The following is a 20,677-nucleotide window of genomic DNA, read 5'->3' on the forward strand; positions in this document are numbered from 1 at the left end:
GGAACGCGCCGGCGGTCCGGGACAGCACGCGGGAGCCGCCTGGGGACGACGGGACGGGGTGGGGACGGACGCCGGTCACGACGGGCGCGCTCCACACCCGCCCGGCCCACGGCGCTCGACCCGTCGGACCGCGGCCGCCTCGAGCGGCGGCCTCAGCCCCGGTCGGCCAGGGCCTTCTCCACCGTGCGGCCCACCGCGTCCCCCACGGCCGCGTGCGCCGCCCAGCCCCAGTGGATGCCGTCGGGGTTGCCGTGGCCGCGCAGGACGTGGTCGGCCACCAGGGGCGCCGGGTCGACGAGGGCGACTCCGCGCCGGGACGCCCACGTGGTGAGCGCGGCGACGTGCCGCTCCCGCCCGGCGTGCACGCCGCCGTAGGCCGGCGCCCGGTGCACCGCGGGCAGCATCCCGACGACGGGCAGGCCCGGGATCAGCGTCGTCACGGCGACGCGCAGGCGCTCGAGATGCCGCACGGTCTCCCCGGCGGCAGCGCCACCGGTCCGGCGGCACCGAGCAGGCGCGCCGCCCGCGGCGTCAGCCACCCGTGCGCGTCACGGACGGCCCGCCTCAGCGGGGCCGGACGCAGCGCCGGGATCGTCTCGCGCAGCGCCGTCGGCACCGGCGAGGGCAGCGTGTCCATGCCCCCGACCCCGAGGACCACCGCGTCCGCGTGCCGCAGCGACGCCCAGATCCGCGGGTCGCCGACCATCGCGCGCCATGCGTGCCGGGCAGTCCACCCGAGGCCGGCGTGCAGCTCGGCCCGCCCGTCCACCACCGACGCGGCGACGTGCGGCCACAGCCGCGGCTCGTCGGCCGGCTCGGCCCGGTCGGGCCCGTGGAACGACAGCGAGTCGGCGATCACCACGAGCACCGGGCCGGAGCTCACGTCGCCGCCAGGCCCCAGGCCCGCAGGCGCCACCGGTCGAACCGCTGCTCCAGCACGGCCCACGCGCAGTTGTGCAACGGCTGCAACGAGTGCCACGCCGACACCGGCCACCCGAGCGTCGAGGCCGTCAGCGCGCTGATCGTGCCGCCGTGCGCCACGACCATCGCGGTCTGCCGCTCGTCGGTGTCGGCCAGCTCGTCGACCAGCTCGGCAAGCACCGGGAGGGCGCGCTCGGCCACCTCGACGCGGGACTCCCCGCCGGGCGGCGCCCACTCCGGGTCGCTGCCCCACGAGGCGAGCCCGCCGGGCCAGCCGGCCTCGACCTCGCCGCCGGTCAGGCCCTCCCAGTCGCCCAGCGCCGTCTCGCGCAGCCGCCCGTCGGGACGCGGGACGAGACCGGCCTCCTTGGCGATCGCGTCGGCCGTGCGCCAGGCGCGGACCTGGTCGGACGCCACGAGCAGCACCGGCTCGTACGTCGCCAGCACCGGCGCCGCGGCCAGGGCCTGGGCGCGGCCGGTGTCGTCGAGGTCGGGGTCGAGACGACCCTGCATCCTGCTCTCGGCGTTCCAGGTGGTCCGACCGTGCCGGACCAGGACCAGCCGGTGCAGGCTCACTCGCCGGCGGCGGTCTGGTCGCGGGGCGGGCCGTACACCTCGTCCGGCAACGTCAGCATCGGGCAGTCCTTCCACAGCCTCTCGAGGCCGTAGAACTCCCGCTCGTCACCGTGGAACACGTGGACGACGACGTCGCCGAAGTCGAGGAGCACCCAGCGGGCCTCCTGCGTGCCCTCGCGCCGCACGGGCTTGGCGTCGAGCGCGCGCAGCTTCTCCTCGACGTTGTCGACCACGGCCTGCACCTGGCGCTCGTTGGGCGCCGACGCGATGACGAAGCAGTCGGTGAGGGGAAGCCGCTCGGACACGTCGATGGCGACGACGTCCTGGGCGAGCTTGTCGGCAGCGGCGAGTGCGGCGGTCTCGGCCAGACGGCGCGCGCGATCGGTGGCGGGCACGAAACCCTTCGAGGTCGTGGAGCGGGGGCGTACCGATCCTACTCGACGCCGCTGGAGGCCTCGTCGCCGTCGCGGGACCGCGCCCCGGCGGGTCGCCGCGCATACTGGGGCGATGCCGGATTTCGGGGACGGGCTGGCCCAGGGAGCCGATCTCGTGGCCGCCGCCGAGGACGCCGTCGCGCAGGCCACCGCTCCGCTGGGGGGTCGGCGGCCCGACCTGCTCGCCGTCTTCGTGTGCCACCCCGACCCCGACGAGATCGGGCGCGCCGGGGCGCGGGCGATGGAGGTGGCCGGGGCACGGGTGGCCGTCGGCTGCAGCGCCGGCGGCGTGATCGGCGACGGCCGGGGCGTCGAGGCCCGGCCCGCGGTCGCCGTCTGGGCCGCCGCCCTGCCGGACGCGACGCTGACCCCGTTCCGCCTCGACGCGAGCCGCACCGAGACCGGCCTCGTCGTCGGCGGCATGCCGAAGGACGCCGGCGCCGACGAGGTCGGCCTCCTGCTCGCCGACCCGTACACCTTCCCCATCCAGGGCTTCGTCGAGCAGTCGGCCGAGGTCCTGGGCGGCCTGCCCCTCGTCGGCGGCCTCGCCTCCGGCCCGGGAGGTGCGGGCGGGACGCGGCTGTTCCTCGACGGCGTCGTCCACGAGCGCGGCGTCGTCGGTGTCACGATCGGTGGCGACGTCCGGGTGCGCACCCTGGTCAGCCAGGGCTGCCGGCCGATCGGGCCGACCATGACGGTGACGGCCGCCGAGGGCCCGCACCTGAAGGGGCTCGCGGGCACGCCGGCCTACACGAAGCTCGAGGAGATCGTCCGCGGCCTCGAGGAGGCCGATCAGCAGATGGTCGCCCGGGGCCTGCACCTCGGCATCGCGATGAACGAGTACGCCGACGACCACCGGCAGGGCGACTTCCTCATCCGCGGCGTGGTCGGCGCCGACCCGGAGCAGGGCTCCATCACCGTCGGCGACGTCGTCGAGGTGGGCCGCACCGTGCGGTTCCAGGTGCGCGACGCCAGCAGCGCCGACGCCGATCTCGACTGGCTCATGAGCCGCTTCCGCGGCGAGGGCGCGACGGCCGGCGCGCTGCTGTTCTCGTGCAACGGGCGGGGACGGGCGATGTTCCCGGACGCCGACCACGACGTCGACGCGGTGCGCCGCGGCCTCGCTCCCGAGGGCGTCGCGGGGTTCTTCGCCGCCGGCGAGATCGGGCCCGTCGCCTCCCGCAACCACCTCCATGCGTTCACCGCGTCGGTGCTCGCCTTCGGGGACTGAGGGCGGAAACCGGGGGTCGCTGCGACGCCGCGGCGGGGCTCTCCTACCGTGGTCGCGCCCACCACCGCCCGCCCGGAGGACCACGAGCGCCCGATGAGCCTCGCGTACCCGCAGGCCGAGCCCCTCCCGGAGGACGTCGTGTCCCTCCTGAGGGGCCCGAACCGCTGTGTGGTCGCGACGGTCATGCCCGACGGGTCGCCGGAGACCACGGAGACCTGGGTGGACACCGACGGCACCCACATCGTGATCAACTCGGTGGAGGGCTTCCAGAAGGTCGCCAACGTGCGGCGCGACCCGCGCATCTCCGTCGCGGTCGCCGACGCGGGTCGCCCGCAGCGCTACGTCACGCTGCGCGGCCGGGTCGTCGAGGTGACGCCGCAGGGCGCGGCCGAGCACATCGAGGCGCTGTCGCGTCGCTACCTCGGCGGTCCGTACCACTGGAACGACGGCCCGGGACACGCGCGCCGCATCCTGCGCATCGCACCCACGGCCGTGCACCGCCCGGGCTGATCCCGCCTAGCGGTGCACCGCGGTGCCCTCGCTGCCGCCGCTTCGGGCCAGCCACTTGGCGAAGCAGTCGTCCGCGCCGAAGCCCTGGCGGTCGCACCACGAGTTGGCCGCGCCCGCCGAGGACGACGGCGTCGCGAGCACCGTGACCCAGTAGTCGTCGCCGCCGAACACCGGCCAGTCGCCCGACCACAGCAGGCGCGCCCCGGGATGGCGGGCCCGGAGCTGCTCGTGCTCGGCGAGGATCGCCGCCGCGTCGTCGCTGCGTCCCGAGGCCACGGTGCCCGCCCGCTTGGACGACAGCTGCGGCACCCAGGCGTTCTCGACGGCCGCGAGCGCGGCCGCGTCGGAGCGGGCGAGACGTTCCAGCTCCGCCGCGGGGTCGACGGGCGCACTCGCGGCGGGCGCGACCGGCGACGACGTCGTGACGGGTGCCGCCTCCCCGGACGCCGCGAAGGGCGACCGGGCCGAGAGCCCGAAGAGCTCGGGGCGCACGAGCCCCACGCCGAGTCCGACGAGCAGCACGACGAGCACCGCCACCGCCGCGATCAGCCAGCCGTTCGATCCCCGCCGTCGCGGCGGCGGGCCCATCGAGGGCTCCGGCGGCCACGGACCCCACACCACCGGTGGGACCGGGCGCGGCGGGAGGGCCGGGAGCGCCGCCTGCGGGAGGGTCCGCGGGCCCTCGGCGCCCCACCGGGCGAAGCTCCCCGGGGCGTCGGCCCACTCCCGGCGCACCTCGGCGGGGAGCGGGATCCCCGTCCTGGGGGTGACCGGGTCCGTGATCGCTCCGGGTGCTCCGTGGGGCCCGCTGAGCGGGTCCGCAGGAGCAGTCGGGGCGATCATCGCTCGCCGAGGGGTGAGGATCGTGAGCGCGTGCCGGGTGGGCGGGGCCTGCTCGGTCTCCTCACCGACCTCCTCCGACGGCGTCACCGGCTCCGACGCCGGCCGCTGGTGCGGCACGACGACCGACGGCGGCAGGGTCAACGGCCCGGTCGGGGGGTCGACGGCGACGTCCGCCGGGGCCTCGTCCTCGGGCTGACGGTGGCGGCTCACGACGAGGTCGAGGTGAGCGTGCAGGCAGGGCTGCTCAGGGACGTCAACGTCGTGGTCGAGGGGCCCGGCAGATCGAAGGTCGTGCTCCCCGCCGAGGTCGTGAGGCTCAGGGTCCCCGCGCTCGCGCTGTACGTCCCGGACACGGCGCCGCTGAGCTGGCCGCCCGAGCCGAAGGCGACGGTCCCCGGGCCGAAGGGGCACTCCGAGCCCGCCGTCCAGGTGGTGCCGGCGAGCGCCGCCCCGGCGCTGGATGTCGACGGGGTCGTCGTGGTGGTCGACGACTCCGGGCTGGTGGACGTGGTGGTCGACGACCCGGGGCTGGTGGACGTCCCGGGACCGGTGTCCCCCGGGGGGACACCCGTGGCGTCTTCCCCGCCGGCGGCCGGAGCGACGACGTCCGGGGCCGAGCCGCTGCGGTCCTCCGCGCCGTCCTGGGTGCCCGCGCCGGCCGCCTCGTCGCTCTCCTGCTGCTCCCGGTCCTCGGGGAAGGCCGCGTGGACGTTCACGTTGATCACGTCCCGCTCGCCGTCCGTACCCCGCGGGCGGTCGTGGCCGCGCCCGGTGTGGACGTCGATGATCGTGTAGTCGTTCGTCACTGTCGTCGTCTGGTGGTTGATGATCGTGACCGAGTTCGAGGTGAACGAGGTCCACCGCGGGCCGACGTAGGCGACGGTGCTGAAGGACTGCGGAGCCGTCAGCGGGTTGCCGCAGAAGCACCGGGTGACGGGGTTGCCGTACGGGTCGACGAGCACCGCCGTGCCGGCCTGGAGCACCGCGGGCCAGGACGTGACGCTGCCGTCGCTCCAGCCGTGGTTGGTGACGTAGGTGTCGGAGCGCAGGACCACCGAGGTCAGCCCGTCGACGTAGCTCGAGATCGTCGACGACGACCCGTCACGCAGGCCGAGGACCGACGCCCAGCCTGCGGCGCGGTCGGGGTGCGCGCCCAGGTAGCGGGTGAGCTGGGAGCGGTCGCACGACGCGTCGTCGCCGGTACCGCCGTAGAGGCCCGGGGTCGTGCCGGAGTGCCGTCCGCCGGTGTTCGCGACTGGCCGGACGTCGGGGACGTCGGAGCCGACGCTGTCCATGAACGGGTTGGCGCCCGCGGTGGCCACCGGCTCGAGGGCGACCTCGGCCGGCGCGCCCATCTCGCGGGCGACGATCACCCCGCCGAGGGCGGCCACGAGCATCCCGAGGACGACGATCAGCGCGATCATCCCGCGGGACGGACCCCGCGCCGGCAGCGGCGGAGCCTGCGGGACGACGGGTTGCGGCGGCGTCAGCACCGAGATCACTCCCCCCGAGCGGCCGGGCCCCGACCGGGCTCGACCTTCGAGGAGATCTCGGGGAACAGACACAGTGCGTTAGTCGGCGCGCGGCACCGTCACTCGTCCGTGGGTGGGATCGACACCGAACGGTCCAGCCGAGGGCTACTCAGAGGACACGTGCTCCGTCGGTCCGAGCACCGAACCTTCACCTCGCCGGCGGTACAACCCGCGCTTGGCGATGTACTGCACGACGCCGTCGGGCACGAGGTACCAGACCGGTTCGCCGGCGGCGACGCGCTCGCGGCAGGCCGTCGAGGAGATCGCCATGGCCGGCACCTCGAGCAGGCTCACCGAGCCGCTCGGGAGGTGGCCGTCGTCGAGGTCGAACCCGGGCCGCGTGACCCCCACGAAGTGCGCGAGCCGGAACATCTCCTCGGCGCGGTGCCACGACAGGATCTGCTCGAGCGCGTCGGCGCCCGTGATGAAGAAGAGCTCGTCGTCCGGGAAGATCGTCGCGAGGTCCTGGAGGGTGTCGACGGTGTAGGTCGGCCCGTCGCGGTCGACGTCGACGCGGCTGACGGTGAAGCGCGGGTTCGAGGCCGTGGCGACGACGGTCATGAGGTAGCGGTCCTCGGCGGCGCTGACCGACTCGCTCGTCTTGCGGTAGGGCTGCCCCGTCGGGACGAACACGACCTCGTCGAGCGCGAAGCGGACCTGGGCCTCGCTGGCCGCGACGAGGTGCCCGTGGTGCACGGGGTCGAAGGTGCCGCCCATGACCCCGATCCGGCGTTGTCCCACCCGGTCAGCCTAGTGATCTCGACTAGACCGGCAGGAGCCCGGAGACGACCCCCGCGAGCTGGGCCGCCGTCCGGCACTCGTGCATCGGCACGACCTGGCCGTAGCGGCGGGCCGCGGAGTCGCCGGTCCCCCACTGCGCCTGTGGCTCGGGGTTGAGCCAGTGCACGTGACGGGAGCGCTCGGCGAGGTCGCCGAGGACCGCGAGGTTCGGGTCGCGGTAGTTGGTGCGGCCGTCGCCCAGCAGCAGCAGCGACGTGCGCGGGCCGACGACGTCCGGCCAGCCCTCGCGGAAGCGCCCGAGCGCCGAGCCGTAGTCGCTGTGCCCGTCGAAGGCGATGAGGCCCGGGCGTGCGGTGATCTCGGCCATCACGCCGCCGAGGTCCGACCCCGGCCCGAACAGGTCGGTGACCTCGACGCACCCGTCCACGAAGCAGAAGATCCGGATGCGGGAGAACTGCTCGCGCAGGGCCTGGACCAGCATCATCGTGAAGTGGCTGAACCCCGCCACCGACCCCGAGACGTCGCAGAACAGCACCAGCTCGGGGCGCCCCGGACGCGGGCGCCGGTACGCCGGGCGCATCGGCACGCCGCCGGTGGACATCGAGCGGCGCAGGGTGCGGCGCAGGTCGATCGGGCCGCGCCGCGCCCGACGGCGCCGGGCCGCGAGCCGCGACGCGAGGTGCCGGGCGAGCGGGGCGACGCGGCGGCGCAGGTCGGCGAGCTGCTCGGAGTTGGCGGTCAGGAAGTCGACGCGGTCGCCCTGCTTCGGGACGCCGGTGCGCGCCGCCGCCTCACGCCCGCGGACCTCCGCGCCCCGCCGGCGGGCCTCGTCGGTGACCATGCGGCGGAACGACGCGATCCGGTCCCGCACCTCGCGGCGCGAGACCTCCTCGGCGAACGGGCTGTCCCACGCCGCGTCCGCCCCGCCGCGCAGGTCGGCCAGCACGCGCGCCAGCAGCGTCTCGGGACGGACCGCGTTGAGCGCCTGGTACGCCGACCAGGTGGACGGCTGTCCCCCACCACCCTGGCCGCGGTCGCCTCCCCCGCCACCCTGGCCCTGCCCCTGACCGCCCTGGCCCTTCCCCACCGCGCCCAGCCCGTCGACGATCGCGCGCGCCAGCTCGGCCATCGCGGCGGTGTCACCGTCACGCAGCAGCCCGGCGAGCAGGTCGCGCAGCGCCTCGACGTCGACCGACCCGTCCTCGGCGTAGGGCAGCGCGACCTCGCCGAGCGCCGCGCCCTGCCCGAGCGGGAACCACAGGTCGAAGAGGGCGTCGAACACCGCGCGCTGCCCCGAGCGGCGCAGCATCGCCGCCGCGAGGCCCTCACGCAGCTGTTCGCGGCGCAGCAGGTCCAGCTCGGAGATCACCGCCGCGGCGTCCACCGACTCCCCCGGCCCCACGGCGATCCCCGCCCGCCGCAGCGCCCCGACGAAGTCGACCAGGTGGGCGGGCAGGCCGCCGTGCACGACGGGAGAGGCCATCGGTTCAGCCCCTTCAGTTCAGACGGAGCTCGGCGACGGCCCGCTCGGTGTCGGACTGGTGCTTGAGGACGACGCCGAGCGTCGCGCGCACCGTCGCGTCGTCGACCGTGTCGAGCCCGAGGGCCAGCAGCGTGCGCCCCCAGTCGATCGTCTCGGACACCGACGGCGCCTTGCGGAGCTGGATGCTGCGCAGCACCCCGACGATGCGGACGAGCTCCTCGGCGAGCGCCTCGGGCAGCTGCGGCACGCGGGTGAGCACGATGCGCCGCTCGAGCTCGGCGTCGGGGAAGTCGAGGTGCAGGTAGAGGCACCGGCGCTTGAGCGCCTCGGAGAGCTCGCGGGTGGCGTTCGAGGTCAGGAGGGTGAACGGGCGCTGTGCGGCCACCACGGTGCCGAGCTCGGGGACGGTGACCTGGAAGTCGCCGAGCACCTCCAGCAGCAGCCCCTCGACCTCGACGTCGGCCTTGTCGGTCTCGTCGACGAGCAGGACGGTCGGGTCGGTGCGCCGGATCGCGGTGAGCAGCGGGCGCGGGAGCAGGAACTCCTCGGAGAAGACGTCGTCGCGCGTGGAGTCCCACGCCTCGCCCTGGCTCGCGGTGATGCGCAGCAGCTGCTTGGCGTGGTTCCACTCGTAGAGCGCGCGCGCCTCGTCGATGCCCTCGTAGCACTGCAGGCGCACCAGGCCGCTGCCCGTCGCCTCGGCCACCGCACGCGCCAGCTCCGTCTTGCCCACGCCCGCGGGGCCCTCGACGAGCAGCGGCTTGCCGAGGCGGTCGGCGAGGAAGACGGTGGTCGCGACGGCCGTGGAGGCGATGTAGCCGACGTCGGCGAGCCGGGTGGCGACGTCGTCGACGGAGTCGAACAGGGCCTTCTGGGCCTTCTCGCCGACCGGCTCGGTGCTCACGCCCCGGCATCCTGCCCGGTGATCGGGCGCTTGTCCCGGCGTGGTGACGCGATGGCCATCGGTCGTCGTGGACGGGACCCACGGTCGCCCGGCGTAGGTATCCTCGGCGTCCGAACCGTCCCGTTCCCCGCGCGGCGCCCGCGTCCCCGGTCCGCGAGGGCAGCACGGGCGACCGCCGGTCGGTCAGCGACGACGCGCCCGGCAGCCGGAACCGTGCTGCTCCCCAGGAGGACCGGGCCCCATGGCCGACATGACGACGACCCGCCCGTCCCCGTGGCAGGGCGTGCTCGACCGCATCGAGGCCGCCCGTCGCGGCGACTCGAGCGAGTCGCTGGCCGCCGTCTTCGTCCTGGCGGCGACCGTGCTCGCGCTGGTCTGGGCCAACTCCCCCTGGGGCTGGACCTACGACGCGTTCTGGGACATCCAGCTCGCGATCACGGTCGGCGACACGGGCATCGACCTCGACCTGCAGCACTGGGTCAACGACGGCCTGATGGCGCTCTTCTTCTTCGTCATCGGGCTCGAGGTCAAGCGTGAGTTCGCGATGGGCGAGCTGCGCGACCGGTCGAAGGCGGCGGTCCCGCTCGCGGCGGCCGTCGCGGGCCTCGTCCTGCCGGCGCTGCTGTACCTGCTGCTCAACCCGTCGGGACCGGCCGCGTCCGCGTGGGGCGTCGTGATCTCCACCGACACCGCGTTCCTGCTCGGCGCGCTCGCCGTGGTCGGGCCAGGGCGGGCCGAGCGCCTGCGCATCTTCCTGCTGACGCTCGCCGTCGCCGACGACGTCGGCGCGCTGGCGGTCATCGCCGTCGTCTACACCGACGATCTGTCCCTCGTGCCGCTCACGGTGGGTGTGCTGGGACTGCTCGCGATCTGGCAGCTGAAGCGCCTGCGGGTGTGGCGCGGGGGCGGCTACCTGATCGTCTCGCTCATCACCTGGGTGGCCTTCTACGAGTCCGGTGTGCACGCCACCCTCGCCGGGGTCCTCATCGCCCTGCTGCTGCCCGTCTACCCGCCCAAGCGCGCACTGGTGGAACGGGCCGCCGCGCTCACCAGGGCGTTCCGGCAGTCGCCGAACCCCGAGTACGCGCGCTCGGCGCGGCTCGGGCTGGAGCGGGCGGTGTCGGTCAACGAACGGCTCATGCGGCTCTACCAGCCCTACACCGCGTTCATCATCGTGCCGGTGTTCGCGCTGGCCAACGCCGGCGTGCCCCTCACCGCGGAGACGCTGCGGGCGTCCCTCACCTCCCCGTTGACGTGGGGCGTCGTGCTCGGCCTCGTCCTCGGCAAGTTCGTGGGCATCACCGGGGCCACGGCCCTGTTCGCGCGCCTGCGCCCCGGCAGCCTCGCTCCGGGACTCCGGATCCCGCAGGTGGCGGGCGGCGCGGCGCTGTCGGGGATCGGGTTCACGATCTCGCTGTTCATCGTCGACCTCGCGCTGGACGACGAGCCCCTGCTCGCCGACGAGGCGCGCGTCGGCGTGCTGGCGGCGTCGGTGATCGCGCTCGTGCTGGGCTCCGGGGTCTTCCGCATCGGGGCGCGGCTCGGGCTCGAGCCCGAGGAGCCGTCCATGGAGCTGCTGCGGCCCGTGGACCCGCACCGCGACCACATCCGCGGCCCGGTCGACGCGCCGCTGACGATCGTCGAGTACGGCGACTTCGAGTGCCCGTTCTGCAGCAAGGCCACCGGCAGCATCCGGCAGGTCCGGGCGCACTTCGGCGACGACGTGCGCTACGTGTTCCGGCACATGCCGCTCGACGACTACCACCCCGACGCCCGCTCCGCCGCCGAGGTCTCCGAGGCCGCCTCGAGGCAGGGCCGGTTCTGGGACGTGCACGACGCCTTCTTCGCGCACAACGACGCCCTCGGACGCGAGGACCTGCTGCGCTACTGCGCCGACCTCGGTCTCGACGTCGACCGCATCGAGGAGGATCTCCGGGACGGCGACGCGCAGAACCGCGTGGCCGACGACGAGATCGACGCCCGCACCAGCGAGCTGCCGGGGACCCCGACGTTCTACCTCGGCGCGAACGGCTCGCCGCCGGTGCGCCACATCGGTCCCTACGACGCCGACACCCTGATCGCCGAGCTGACGCGTCAGCGCGAGGAGGCGCCCGACCCGGTGTGAGGCGCAAGGCACCACCCGGCCTGTCGGACCCGTCGTCCACCATGGAGCCATGACCGTCGCGACCGAGTCCGATCTGCGCGCCGACGCCGAGGCCACGCTGCAGCGCCTGGCCGGGCCCGACGCCGCGCTGCGCGAGGACCAGTGGTCGGCGATCCACGCGCTGGTGGCCGAGGGCCGGCGGGCGCTGGTGGTGCAGCGCACCGGGTGGGGCAAGTCGGCGGTCTACTTCGTGGCCACCGCGCTGCTGCGGGCGCGCGGGAAGGGGCCGACGGTGATCGTGAGCCCGCTGCTCGCGCTCATGCGCAACCAGATCGAGGCGGCCAACCGCGCCGGCATCCACGCGGTCACGGTCAACTCCGCCAACACCGACGACTGGTCACTGGTCTACGGCCAGGTCCAGTCCGGCGAGGTCGACGTCCTGCTCGTCAGCCCCGAGCGCCTGAACAACCCCGAGTTCCGCGATCAGGTGCTGCCCGAGCTCTCGCGCACCGCCGGGATGCTCGTCGTCGACGAGGCGCACTGCATCTCCGACTGGGGGCACGACTTCCGGCCCGACTACCGGCGGCTGCGCACGCTCATCTCCGAGCTGCCCGACGGCGTGCCCGTGCTCGCCACCACGGCGACGGCGAACGACCGCGTCACCACCGACGTGGCCGATCAGCTCGGGGTCTCCGGCCACGGCGACGGCGCGCTGGTGCTGCGCGGCGAGCTCGACCGGGAGTCGCTGCGTCTCGGGGTGCTCCCGCTGCCCAAGGGCGCCGACCGCTTCGCCTGGCTCGCGCAGCACCTCGACGACCTGCCGGGCTCGGGCATCGTCTACACGCTGACGGTCTCGGCCGCCGACGAGCTGGCCGCGTTCCTGCGCGAGCGCGGGCACCCCGTCGCCGCCTACACCGGCAAGACCGACCCGGCCGAGCGCGAGCGCGCCGAGGACGACCTGCTGGCCAACCGCGTCAAGGCGCTGGTCGCGACGTCGGCGCTGGGGATGGGCTTCGACAAGCCCGACCTCGGGTTCGTCGTCCACCTCGGGGCCCCGCAGTCCCCCGTCGCCTACTACCAGCAGATCGGACGTGCCGGCCGTGGCGTCGAGCGCGCCGAGGTGCTGCTGCTCCCCGGCCCCGAGGACCGCGACATCTGGGCCTACTTCGCCTCGCTGGCGTTCCCCGCCGAGCCCCAGGTCAGGGTCGCGCTGAGCGTGCTCGGCGACGCCGGCCGCCCGATGTCCACGGCCGCGCTCGAGCCGCGCGTGGAGCTCTCCCGCGGCCGGCTGGAGATGATGCTCAAGGTCCTCGACACCGACGGCGCCGTCCGCCGCGTGAAGGGCGGCTGGGAGGCCACCGGGCAGCCGTGGGAGTACGACGGCGCCCGCTACACCGGCCTCGCGAAGGCCCGGCGCGCCGAGCAGCAGGCCATGCTCGACTACATCGCCACCGACGGCTGCCGCATGGAGTTCCTGCGCCGCCAGCTCGACGACCCCGGCGCGACGCCGTGCGGGCGCTGCGACAACTGCACCGGCCGGCACGCGGACCCCACGATCGGCGAGGACGTCCGCGTGCAGGCGCAGGCGACGCTCGACCGGCCGGGGGTACCGCTCGCGCCGCGCAAGCAGTGGCCCAGCGGCATGGACGCCCTCGACGTCCCGCTCAAGGGCAAGATCAAGCCCGAGGAGGCGGCCGAGGACGGGCGCGCGATCGGGCGGCTCACCGACGTCGGGTGGGGCCCGCGCCTGCGGCCGCTGCTGCAGGGGGACGACCTCGTGCCCGACGCGCTGGTCGACGCGGCCGTGGAGGTCCTCAAGGGCTGGGACTGGGCGCAGCGGCCGGCCGGGATCGTGTGGCTGCCCAGCCGCGGGCGTCCGGCGCTCGTCGAGAGCTTCGCCCAGCGCATCGCCTCGATCGGCCGGCTGCCGCTCCTCGGCGCGCTGGCCGACAGCGCCCCGCCGCGCTATTTCGATCCCGAGGACGACAGCGAGCCGGAGCCGCCGAACTCCGCACAGCGCCTGGCCGAGGTGTACGGGCGGCTCTCGGTGCCGGCCGGCCTCGACCTCGGCGCGGGCCCCGTCCTGCTGATCGACGACGTCGCCGACTCGGGGTGGACGCTCACCGTCGCAGCGATGCTCCTGCGCCGGGCCGGGGCGCCCGGCGTGCTCCCGTTCGTGCTGGCCACCACCGGCTGAGCCTGTCGGTGCCGGGCTCGAGGAGGGGTCTGGCACCCTGCCCGGGGACACGGTCGCACCGCGCACGAGGGGGACGATGACCGCCGGGACGACGGTCGGTGAGCGCACCGAGCACCCCGTCGAAGGAGACCTGCGCCCCGAGGGCCCGCCCCGGGCGCCGGTCGTCGGCCGCGGGATCCGGCTGCTGCTCGCCGTCGGGGTCGCCCTGCTCGTGGGCGCGGGGCTGCTCGCCCGGCTGGGACTGGTGGGCGGGGACGCCATCGGCGCCGCGGACAACGGCGACGCCATCCGCCTGTACTGCGTCGCCGGGCTCGTGCCCGACACCTCCGACCGCGCCGCCCCGGGCCACGGGGTCGCCGTCACCGAGTACCGCACCGGCGGCCCCGGCTGTCCCCGCGAGGCGCCCACCTCCTCGGCCGGGCTGGTGCTGCAGGCGACCGTCGCGGTCACCACCGCCCTCGACGCCACGCCCCCGGCCCCGGACGGCTCCGACCGCTTCTCGCTGGAGTGGCTGGCCGCGGTCTACGTCGGTCTGCTCGCTGGTGGAGCGGGCGTCGCCGCCCTCGCCGCCACGTCCGCCCCTTCCCTGGCCGGCCGGCGAGCCGGACGGGTCGCCCCGGTCCTGCTCGCGGTGGTCGTGCCACCCCTGCTCCCGCTGCTCGCCGTCCCGTGGTGGTCCCGGTTCCTGGTCTCCTCCTTCAGCGAGTCGGCCGGCCTGCTCGGGGCGGCCTGGATGGCGTGGGGCCTGCTGACGGTCGCCGTCACCCGCCCGACCGATCGGGGCGCGCGGGCGGCGGCCCTCGGCCTGATCGCGCTGGGCGGGGTCGTCGCCGCCACGGGCAAGCCGGGGTTCCTGCCCGTCGGGCTCGTGGCGGTGGCGGTCTGCGCGGTCGTCACGATCGGTACCCGGCGGTGGTGGCGCCGGGCGCCGGGATCGCCGTCGCCCTGCTCGCCGTCGCCGTCGCCGCGCCCGCGGTGCTCTCGGGCATCGCCGCCCAGGACGCGGCCTACGACAAGGTCAACGCCCACAACCTCGCGTTCACCGCGGTGCTCCCCGAGTCGGGGCCGGCGGCGACGGCCGCGCTCGGCCTGCGCCCCGAGGCGTTCCGGCAGGCCGGCCAGCACTTCTACCTCGACGGCGGGCGCAGCGTGCCGGGGTGGGCGGAGACGGTGGGCGCGCGGCCCGACGAGCTGCGCTCCGCGGCGCGCCTGTGGGTGGCGCAGCACCCGCTCGTGCTGGCCCGGATGGTGCACCGGGGCCTCGTCGCCACCCTGCGGCCCCACATCCCCTACCTCGCGAGCGAGACGGGCGGGCCGCGCACGGTCAGCGGCTCCGTCCCCCGGCCCTCCTACCCCGAGGGCTCGCAGCTGATGGGCCCGACGTTCGTCTACTTCGACGGGCTGCCCGGGCGCTGGGTGCCCCCGACGGTCGTCGTCCTGGCCCTCCTGGCCGCGGCGCTGGCGCTGATCGCTTCCCGTGTCCCGCGCCTGGCGGCCGCGACGACCCCCACGGCCCGGGGGCTCGCGCTCGCTGCCGGCGCGCTCGCCGTCACCGCGCTCGGGATCGTGCTCGTCGCGGTGCTCGGCGACGGGTACTGCGAGCTCGCCAAGCACGTGTGGCTCGGCTCGTACCTGCTCGTCGTCACGGCTGCGACGCTGGTCGCGGGCGGTGTGGCCGCGGGCGCCGGGTGGCTCGGCGCCGAGGGGTTCCCAGAGGTCGGACAAGACGATCGGACGGACCCGACCGCGCGGCCGGTTCCCGACGGCGCCGCCGGGTGGTAACCACTCCGGTGTGACCATCGCCGCTCTGTACCGCTACCCCGTCAAGTCGATGCTCGGAGAGTCCCTGTCGCGCGCCACGTTCGACGAGCGGGGGGTGCTGGGCGACCGCGCCTACGCCGTCCTCGACGTCGAGACCGGCATCGTCGCCAGCGCCAAGGTCCCGAAGCGCTGGGCGACGCTGCTCGAGTTCTCGGCGGCGTTCGCCGGCGAGCCCGTGGCCGGGGAAGCGGCCCCGCCCGTGGTCATCACGTTCCCCGACGGGTCCACGCGCCGCAGCGACGACGCCGACATCGACCAGGCGCTCTCGGACGTGCTCGGCCGCGAGGTCAAGCTGATCACCACGCCGCCGGACGGCGTGGCGTTCGAGGAGCTCTGGGTCGACATCGACGGCATCGAGCGCGCCGAGCTGGGCCCCGAGCACATCATCGAGGCGACCACCAAGCGCCAGGAGGACACCGGCGAGGCGATCAGCCACTTCGACGTCGCCGCCTTCGCCCCGCCCGGCCGCTTCTACGACCTCGCGGCGCTGCACGTCGTCACCGAGTCGACCCTCGCGCGGCTGCGTGAGCTGGCGCCGGAGAGCGAGTTCGACGTGCGCCGCTACCGGCCGAACGTCGTCCTCGCCGACACCCCGCCCGGCTTCGTCGAGAACGACTGGCCCGGGCAGGAGATGACGCTCGGCGACGACGTCCGGGTCGCGTACACGTTCCAGACCATGCGGTGCGTCATGACGACGATGGCCCAGGGGGACCTCCCCGAGGACCGCAACACCCTGCGCACGGTCGCGAAGAACAACCGCATCCAGATCGACAAGCCCGAGGTGGCCGGGAAGTGGGCGTGCGCCGGCGTCTACGCCGACGTCGCCGCGGGCGGCGAGGTCGCCGTCGGCGACGCGCACGCCTGACCGGCCCCGCGTCGTCGAGGAGGACACCCCGTGGATCCCCGTTCGAGCACGGTCGACGGGGTGCTGGCGCGCAGCGCGCGCCGCACCCCCGACCGTGTCGCCCTGCACTTCGCCGACCGGACGTGGACCTACCGGGAGCTCGACGACGCCGTCACCCGCGCCGCGGGCTACCTCGGCGAGCTCGGTGTGTCCGCCGGTGACCGCGTCGCCGCCTACGGGCGCAACTCCGACGCCTACCTGCTCGCCTTCCTGGGGTGCGCCCGGCTCGGCGCGGTCCACGTGCCGATCAACTACGCCCTCACGGGCGAGGAGCTCGGCTATCTGGTCGAGCAGTCGGGCAGCCGCCTGCTGCTCCTCGACCCGGCGCTGGCCGGCCCCGTCGACGCGCTGGAGAGCCAGCCGAAGCAGGTGGTCCCGCTGCGCGACGCGGCGGGCTCCCTGCTGGAGCGCGCCCGCACCGGCGAGCTCCCGGAGCTGACCAGCACCGTCGCCGACACCGACCTCGTCCAGCTGCTCTACACGTCGGGCACGACGTCGCGGCCCAAGGGCGCGATGATGACCCACCGCGCGCTGGTGCACGAGTACGTCTCGTGCGTGCACGCGATGGCGATGGGCGACGGGGACGACCCGCTGCACCCGATGCCGCTGTACCACTCGGCGGGCATGCACTGCTTCCTCATGCCCTACCTGATGGTCGGCGCGGTCAACCACCTCATGGAGGCGCCCGACATCCCGGAGATCCTGCGCCGGGTCGAGGACGACCGGCTGGGGGCGCTGTTCCTGGCCCCGACGGTGTGGGTGCCGCTGGCCAACCACCAGGACTTCGGCACGCGGGACCTCTCGAGCCTGCGCAAGGCGTTCTACGGCGCGTCGATCATGCCCGGCCCGGTGCTCGCCCGGCTGCGTGAGCACCTGCCGGGGCTCGCGGTCTACAACTGCTTCGGGCAGTCGGAGATCGGCCCGCTCGCCACCGTGCTGCAGCCCGAGGAGCACGACGAGCGCCCGGAGTCGTGCGGTCGTCCGGTGCTGTTCGTCGAGCTCCGGGTGATCGACGACCAGGGCGACGACGTCGAGCCCGGAGGCACCGGCGAGGTCGTCTACCGCTCGCCGCAGCTCTGCGAGGGCTACTGGGACAAGCCCGAGGAGACCGCCGAGGCCTTCCGCGACGGCTGGTTCCACTCCGGCGACCTGGTGCGCATCGACGACCAGGGCTACATCACCGTCGTCGACCGCATCAAGGACGTGATCAACACCGGCGGTGTGCTCGTGGCGTCGCGCGAGGTCGAGGACGCGCTCTACACCCACGAGGCCGTCGCCGAGGCCGCGGTGATCGGGGTGCCCGACGAGCGCTGGATCGAGGCGGTGGCGGCGTTCGTGGTGCTCAAGGGCGAGGTGTCGTCCGAGGAGCTGATCGCGCACGCCCGCGGGCGGCTCGCGGGCTACAAGACCCCGAAGAGCATCCACGTCGTGGACGAGCTGCCCCGCAACCAGTCGGGGAAGCTGCTCAAGCGGGTCCTGCGCGACCAGGTGCCGTCCTGAGCGGCCCGCGGGTGTCCGGCCCGCCACCGGAGTCCGAGCGGCGCGGGAACTGGTTCACCCGCGGCGGCTGGTGGTTCATCGTCCACCTGCTCGGCGCCGGGCTCCTGCTCCCGGTACCGCTGGCCTCCGCCGCCGTCCGGACCCGGCGGCCGTGGCACGTGGTCGCCGCGGTCGGCTCGCTCGTCCTCGTGATCGCGACGTTCGTGTTCGTCGGCGCGGCGGACCGCGGTCCCGACGGCTCCACGACCGGCCTGTTCGCGACCCTCTCCTCGATGAGCATCCTCACGCTCCTCGTCGGCGGGCTGGCCACGCTGATCGTGGTCCGGCATCAGGTGTTCGGTCCCCGGGCCCGGCCCACCGGCTGGGACCGCCCGCTGCCGGACCCGGCCGTCGCCGCCGCGCTCGCGGCGCGCGGTCGTCGCGACGAGGCCCGCCGTCTCGCCGCCCAGGACCCCTGCTGGCCCACGAGCTGCGCGTCGGGCGCCCGGACCTGCCGCGCTCCTACGACGACGGCGGGCTCGTCGACCTCAACGCCGCGCCGGCCCAAGCCATCGCCCGCACCTGCGGGATCGCGCCGGAGCACGCCGGGCGCATCGTCGCGTGCCGCTCCGCGGCGGGCCGATTCGCCTCCGTCGAGGACGTGTTCGTCTGGGCGGACCTGCCCTACGAGATCTGGGACCACGTCCGCGACCGAGCCGTGGTGCTCGGGCGCTGATCGCCTGTGGTTACGGTGCGGCGCAGCCGAACCGGACCGAGGAGTGGGCGATGCAGGACGCGGTGACCGAGCACATCCGGGCGTCGCCGGAGACGGTGTGGGAGCTGGTCTCGGACGTCACGCAGACGCACCGCTATAGCGAGGAGACCTTCGAGGCCGAGTGGCTCGACGGCGCGACCGGGCCGGCGGTGGGCACGCGCTTCCGCGGGCACGTGCACCGCAACGGCCGGGGCCCGACCTACTGGTCGACCTGCCGGATCACCGCGTGCAAGCCGGGTCGCGAGTTCGGGTTCGAGGTGCTGGTCGGCGGACGCTCGATCAACAACTGGCACTACCGGTTCCAGCCCAAGGACGACGGCACCGACGTCACCGAGTCGTTCCGCCTCACCCCGAGCATCGGGACGCGGCTCTACTGGACGATGGCCGGCTGGGCGCGCGGGCGGACCAACCGGGCGAACATGCGGGCGACGCTGCAGAAGATCAAGGCGATCGCCGAGTCCGGGGGCTGATCAGCCGCCCCGTATCTCCCGGACCCCCGGCGCGTTCTCCCTGTGGACGACCGATCGGGGGGATCGTGGGCCGTAGGACGCGGGCTGTAGGGCGTGGGGTGGGTGCGGGGCTCGTGGCTCCGCTCGCGGCGGTGCTGGTGGCGACGGGGGTGCCGGCGTCGGCCGCCCCGTCGATCCCGATGGCGATCGGCATGGCGCCACCGCCGGCCCAGACCGAGGACGTCGAGCCCGCCCGGCTCCCGACCGCGGCGGCGACGCCGTCGCAGGTGGAGGACGAGCAGCTCACCACCCCGAGCCCCTCCCCCGACTCGGGCGGCGCACGGCAGGCCACGAGCCCCGATCCGCTCAAGCTCGTCGCGGTGACCTGGACCGGGCCGACACCGCAGCTCATCGAGCTGCGCAGCCGCCTCGCCACCGGGCTGTTCGGGCCGTGGACGCGGGTCGACCCGGTCGACACCGAGCGCGACGGGCGGCGCGCCGCCTCGACCGGCACCGAGCCGATCTGGGTGGCCGACAGCAAGGAGGTCCAGGTCCGGGCGAGCACCGACGGGCAGCCGGTGACCCAGCGGGTGGCGCTCACCTCGATCGACCCCGGGACCGGCAGCAACGACGCCCGGATCGCCGCCGCGGCCGTCACCCCCGGCGGGGCGACGGGCAGCCCGAGCAGCCCGGCCGTGGTGACCCGCGCGCAGTGGGGCGCCGACGAGCGCCTGATGACGTGGACACCGGAGTACACGCCCACCGTGCGCGCGGTGACCATCCACCACACCGCGGGCACGAACGCCTACTCGGCCGCCGAGTCCGCGGCCATCGTCCGGGGGATCTACACCTACCACGCCCGCACCCAGGGCTGGGGCGACATCGGCTACAACGTCCTCGTCGACCGGTACGGGACGGTGTTCGAGGGGCGGGCCGGCGGTCTGGCCCGCTCGGTGATCGCCGCGCACGCCGGCGGGTTCAACCGCGAGACCTTCGGCATCGGGATGATGGGCGACTTCACCTCGGTCGCCCCGCCGGCCGCCACCATCGAGGCGACGGCGCAGCTCGCGGCGTACAAGCTGGGCGGGCTCTACCGCGACCCGAACGCCACGGTCACGCTGACCAGCGCCGGGGGCGGCACGTCGCGCTACCCGAAGGGCCGCGCGGTGACGCTGCCGACCGTGTTCGCGCACCGCGACGTCGGCGCCACCGAGTGCCCCGGCAACACCGGCATCCGCTCCATGCCGACCATCCGCTCGCGCACCGCGGCACTCGTCGGCAACCTCGCCACCTACCCGATCCGCCAGAAGTGGCTGGCGCAGCGCAGCGTGCTCGCCGAGCCGTCGGTGGTCGAGAGCCCGACGTCGAGGTCGGCGCGCGTGACCCGGTTCTCCGGGAGCAACGGCGCGGTCTACTGGTCGAGCGCCACCGGGGCCTGGTCGGTGCAGGGCGTCATCAACTCCCGCTACGACGCGCTGGGCGCCGCGGGCTCGGTGCTCGGCCTGCCGCGGACCGACGAGAAGGCCACCCCGGACGGGCGCGGGCGCTACAACCAGTTCCAGTCCGGCGTCGTGTACTGGACCTCGGCGACGGGGGCCTGGCCCGTGCGGGGCCCGATCCTCACGCGCTGGGCGCAGCTGGGCTCCGAGCGGTCGAGCCTCGGCTATCCGAAGGGCGACCAGTTCGCGGTCACCGGCGGGGTGCGCCAGGACTTCGAGCGCGGCTACCTGCGCCTCAACACGAGCTCCGGGGCCGTGACCACGAACGCCTGAG

Annotated in this window: 19 protein-coding genes; 10 read left to right on the forward strand and 9 right to left on the reverse strand. The window is 74.9% G+C overall.

All coding sequences use genetic code 11. From position 1 onward, the window contains the following. Window positions 1–152: 152 nt before the first annotated feature. Genes ACQPYN_RS22430 through rsfS form a run of 4 tightly spaced genes read right to left on the reverse strand, consistent with a single transcriptional unit; the run spans window position 153 to window position 1,892 of the window. Window positions 153–470, reverse strand: coding sequence for a hypothetical protein (locus tag ACQPYN_RS22430; RefSeq protein WP_433027845.1), 318 nt, complete (start codon window positions 468–470; stop codon window positions 153–155). Continuing rightward, window positions 437–883 (reverse strand): hypothetical protein, encoded by a 447-nt coding sequence (locus ACQPYN_RS22435; protein ID WP_433027848.1) that lies wholly within the window; start codon window positions 881–883, stop codon window positions 437–439. The genes ACQPYN_RS22430 and ACQPYN_RS22435 overlap by 34 nt, the downstream gene beginning before the upstream one ends. Then, a complete protein-coding gene (locus tag ACQPYN_RS22440; protein ID WP_433027851.1) occupies window positions 880–1,497 on the reverse strand; it encodes a histidine phosphatase family protein in 618 nt (205 codons plus the stop codon). Before ACQPYN_RS22440 ends, ACQPYN_RS22435 begins: the two co-directional genes overlap by 4 nt. Further along, window positions 1,494–1,892, reverse strand: a complete 399-nt coding sequence (rsfS, locus tag ACQPYN_RS22445; protein WP_433027854.1) for a ribosome silencing factor — start codon at window positions 1,890–1,892, stop codon at window positions 1,494–1,496. Before rsfS ends, ACQPYN_RS22440 begins: the two co-directional genes overlap by 4 nt. A 112-nt stretch (window positions 1,893–2,004) precedes the next feature. Between rsfS and ACQPYN_RS22450 the strand changes: the two genes are divergently transcribed. After that, window positions 2,005–3,162, forward strand: coding sequence for an FIST signal transduction protein (locus ACQPYN_RS22450; protein ID WP_433027857.1), 1,158 nt, complete (start codon window positions 2,005–2,007; stop codon window positions 3,160–3,162). A 48-nt stretch (window positions 3,163–3,210) separates the two neighbouring features. Then, window positions 3,211–3,672, forward strand: coding sequence for a TIGR03618 family F420-dependent PPOX class oxidoreductase (locus ACQPYN_RS22455; RefSeq protein WP_433027860.1), 462 nt, complete (start codon window positions 3,211–3,213; stop codon window positions 3,670–3,672). A 6-nt stretch (window positions 3,673–3,678) separates the two neighbouring features. On the opposite strand, the gene ACQPYN_RS22460 is transcribed toward ACQPYN_RS22455, so the two are convergent. The 5 genes from ACQPYN_RS22460 to ACQPYN_RS22480 form a co-directional block, all read right to left on the reverse strand. Then, window positions 3,679–4,725 carry a hypothetical protein gene (locus tag ACQPYN_RS22460; protein WP_433027863.1) on the reverse strand — a complete coding sequence of 349 codons (1,047 nt, stop codon included), beginning with the start codon at window positions 4,723–4,725 and terminating at the stop codon, window positions 3,679–3,681. Continuing rightward, window positions 4,722–6,008: a DUF6777 domain-containing protein gene (locus tag ACQPYN_RS22465; protein ID WP_433027866.1), complete on the reverse strand. Its 1,287-nt coding sequence runs from the start codon at window positions 6,006–6,008 to the stop codon at window positions 4,722–4,724. Before ACQPYN_RS22465 ends, ACQPYN_RS22460 begins: the two co-directional genes overlap by 4 nt. A gap of 144 nt (window positions 6,009–6,152) precedes the next feature. Continuing rightward, a complete protein-coding gene (nadD, locus tag ACQPYN_RS22470; RefSeq protein ID WP_433027869.1) occupies window positions 6,153–6,788 on the reverse strand; it encodes a nicotinate-nucleotide adenylyltransferase in 636 nt (211 codons plus the stop codon). Between the two features lie 22 nt (window positions 6,789–6,810). After that, window positions 6,811–8,271, reverse strand: coding sequence for a vWA domain-containing protein (locus ACQPYN_RS22475; protein ID WP_274195759.1), 1,461 nt, complete (start codon window positions 8,269–8,271; stop codon window positions 6,811–6,813). A gap of 13 nt (window positions 8,272–8,284) precedes the next feature. Next, window positions 8,285–9,175 (reverse strand): AAA family ATPase, encoded by an 891-nt coding sequence (locus tag ACQPYN_RS22480; RefSeq protein ID WP_433027873.1) that lies wholly within the window; start codon window positions 9,173–9,175, stop codon window positions 8,285–8,287. A 241-nt stretch (window positions 9,176–9,416) separates the two neighbouring features. On the opposite strand from ACQPYN_RS22480, the gene nhaA reads away from it, so the two are divergent. From nhaA to ACQPYN_RS22520, 8 genes are all read left to right on the forward strand, one after another. Further along, the gene (gene nhaA, locus ACQPYN_RS22485) at window positions 9,417–11,300 is read left to right on the forward strand and encodes a Na+/H+ antiporter NhaA (RefSeq protein ID WP_433027876.1); all 1,884 of its coding nucleotides are present in this window, start codon (window positions 9,417–9,419) and stop codon (window positions 11,298–11,300) included. A gap of 49 nt (window positions 11,301–11,349) precedes the next feature. After that, the gene (locus tag ACQPYN_RS22490) at window positions 11,350–13,476 is read left to right on the forward strand and encodes a RecQ family ATP-dependent DNA helicase (RefSeq protein WP_433027879.1); all 2,127 of its coding nucleotides are present in this window, start codon (window positions 11,350–11,352) and stop codon (window positions 13,474–13,476) included. A 912-nt stretch (window positions 13,477–14,388) separates the two neighbouring features. Continuing rightward, window positions 14,389–15,258 (forward strand): hypothetical protein, encoded by an 870-nt coding sequence (locus ACQPYN_RS22495; protein WP_433027882.1) that lies wholly within the window; start codon window positions 14,389–14,391, stop codon window positions 15,256–15,258. A 10-nt stretch (window positions 15,259–15,268) separates the two neighbouring features. Then, window positions 15,269–16,162 carry an MOSC domain-containing protein gene (locus ACQPYN_RS22500; protein ID WP_433027885.1) on the forward strand — a complete coding sequence of 298 codons (894 nt, stop codon included), beginning with the start codon at window positions 15,269–15,271 and terminating at the stop codon, window positions 16,160–16,162. A 30-nt stretch (window positions 16,163–16,192) separates the two neighbouring features. Then, window positions 16,193–17,701, forward strand: a complete 1,509-nt coding sequence (locus ACQPYN_RS22505; RefSeq protein ID WP_433027888.1) for an acyl-CoA synthetase — start codon at window positions 16,193–16,195, stop codon at window positions 17,699–17,701. 151 nt (window positions 17,702–17,852) lie between these two features. After that, on the forward strand, window positions 17,853–18,416 hold the full coding sequence (locus ACQPYN_RS22510) for a helix-hairpin-helix domain-containing protein (RefSeq protein ID WP_433027891.1): 564 nt from the start codon (window positions 17,853–17,855) through the stop codon (window positions 18,414–18,416). A gap of 50 nt (window positions 18,417–18,466) precedes the next feature. Beyond that, window positions 18,467–18,925, forward strand: coding sequence for an SRPBCC family protein (locus tag ACQPYN_RS22515; protein ID WP_433027894.1), 459 nt, complete (start codon window positions 18,467–18,469; stop codon window positions 18,923–18,925). A 113-nt stretch (window positions 18,926–19,038) separates the two neighbouring features. Then, window positions 19,039–20,676 (forward strand): N-acetylmuramoyl-L-alanine amidase, encoded by a 1,638-nt coding sequence (locus tag ACQPYN_RS22520; RefSeq protein ID WP_433027896.1) that lies wholly within the window; start codon window positions 19,039–19,041, stop codon window positions 20,674–20,676. Window position 20,677: the final 1 nt, after the last annotated feature.

The sequence above is a fragment of the Actinomycetospora sp. CA-053990 genome, from assembly GCF_050948445.1.
Taxonomy (GTDB): Bacteria; Actinomycetota; Actinomycetes; order Mycobacteriales; family Pseudonocardiaceae; genus Actinomycetospora; species Actinomycetospora callitridis.

What these genes read in the sequence shown, in the direction of transcription:
- ACQPYN_RS22450 (WP_433027857.1), top strand. Translation starts at nt 2,005, where the DNA reads ATGCCGGATTTCGGGGACGGGCTGGCCCAGGGAGCCGATCTCGTGGCC.
- ACQPYN_RS22475 (WP_274195759.1), bottom strand. Translation starts at nt 8,271, where the DNA reads ATGGCCTCTCCCGTCGTGCACGGCGGCCTGCCCGCCCACCTGGTCGAC.
- nhaA (WP_433027876.1), top strand. Translation starts at nt 9,417, where the DNA reads ATGGCCGACATGACGACGACCCGCCCGTCCCCGTGGCAGGGCGTGCTC.
- ACQPYN_RS22490 (WP_433027879.1), top strand. Translation starts at nt 11,350, where the DNA reads ATGACCGTCGCGACCGAGTCCGATCTGCGCGCCGACGCCGAGGCCACG.
- ACQPYN_RS22515 (WP_433027894.1), top strand. Translation starts at nt 18,467, where the DNA reads ATGCAGGACGCGGTGACCGAGCACATCCGGGCGTCGCCGGAGACGGTG.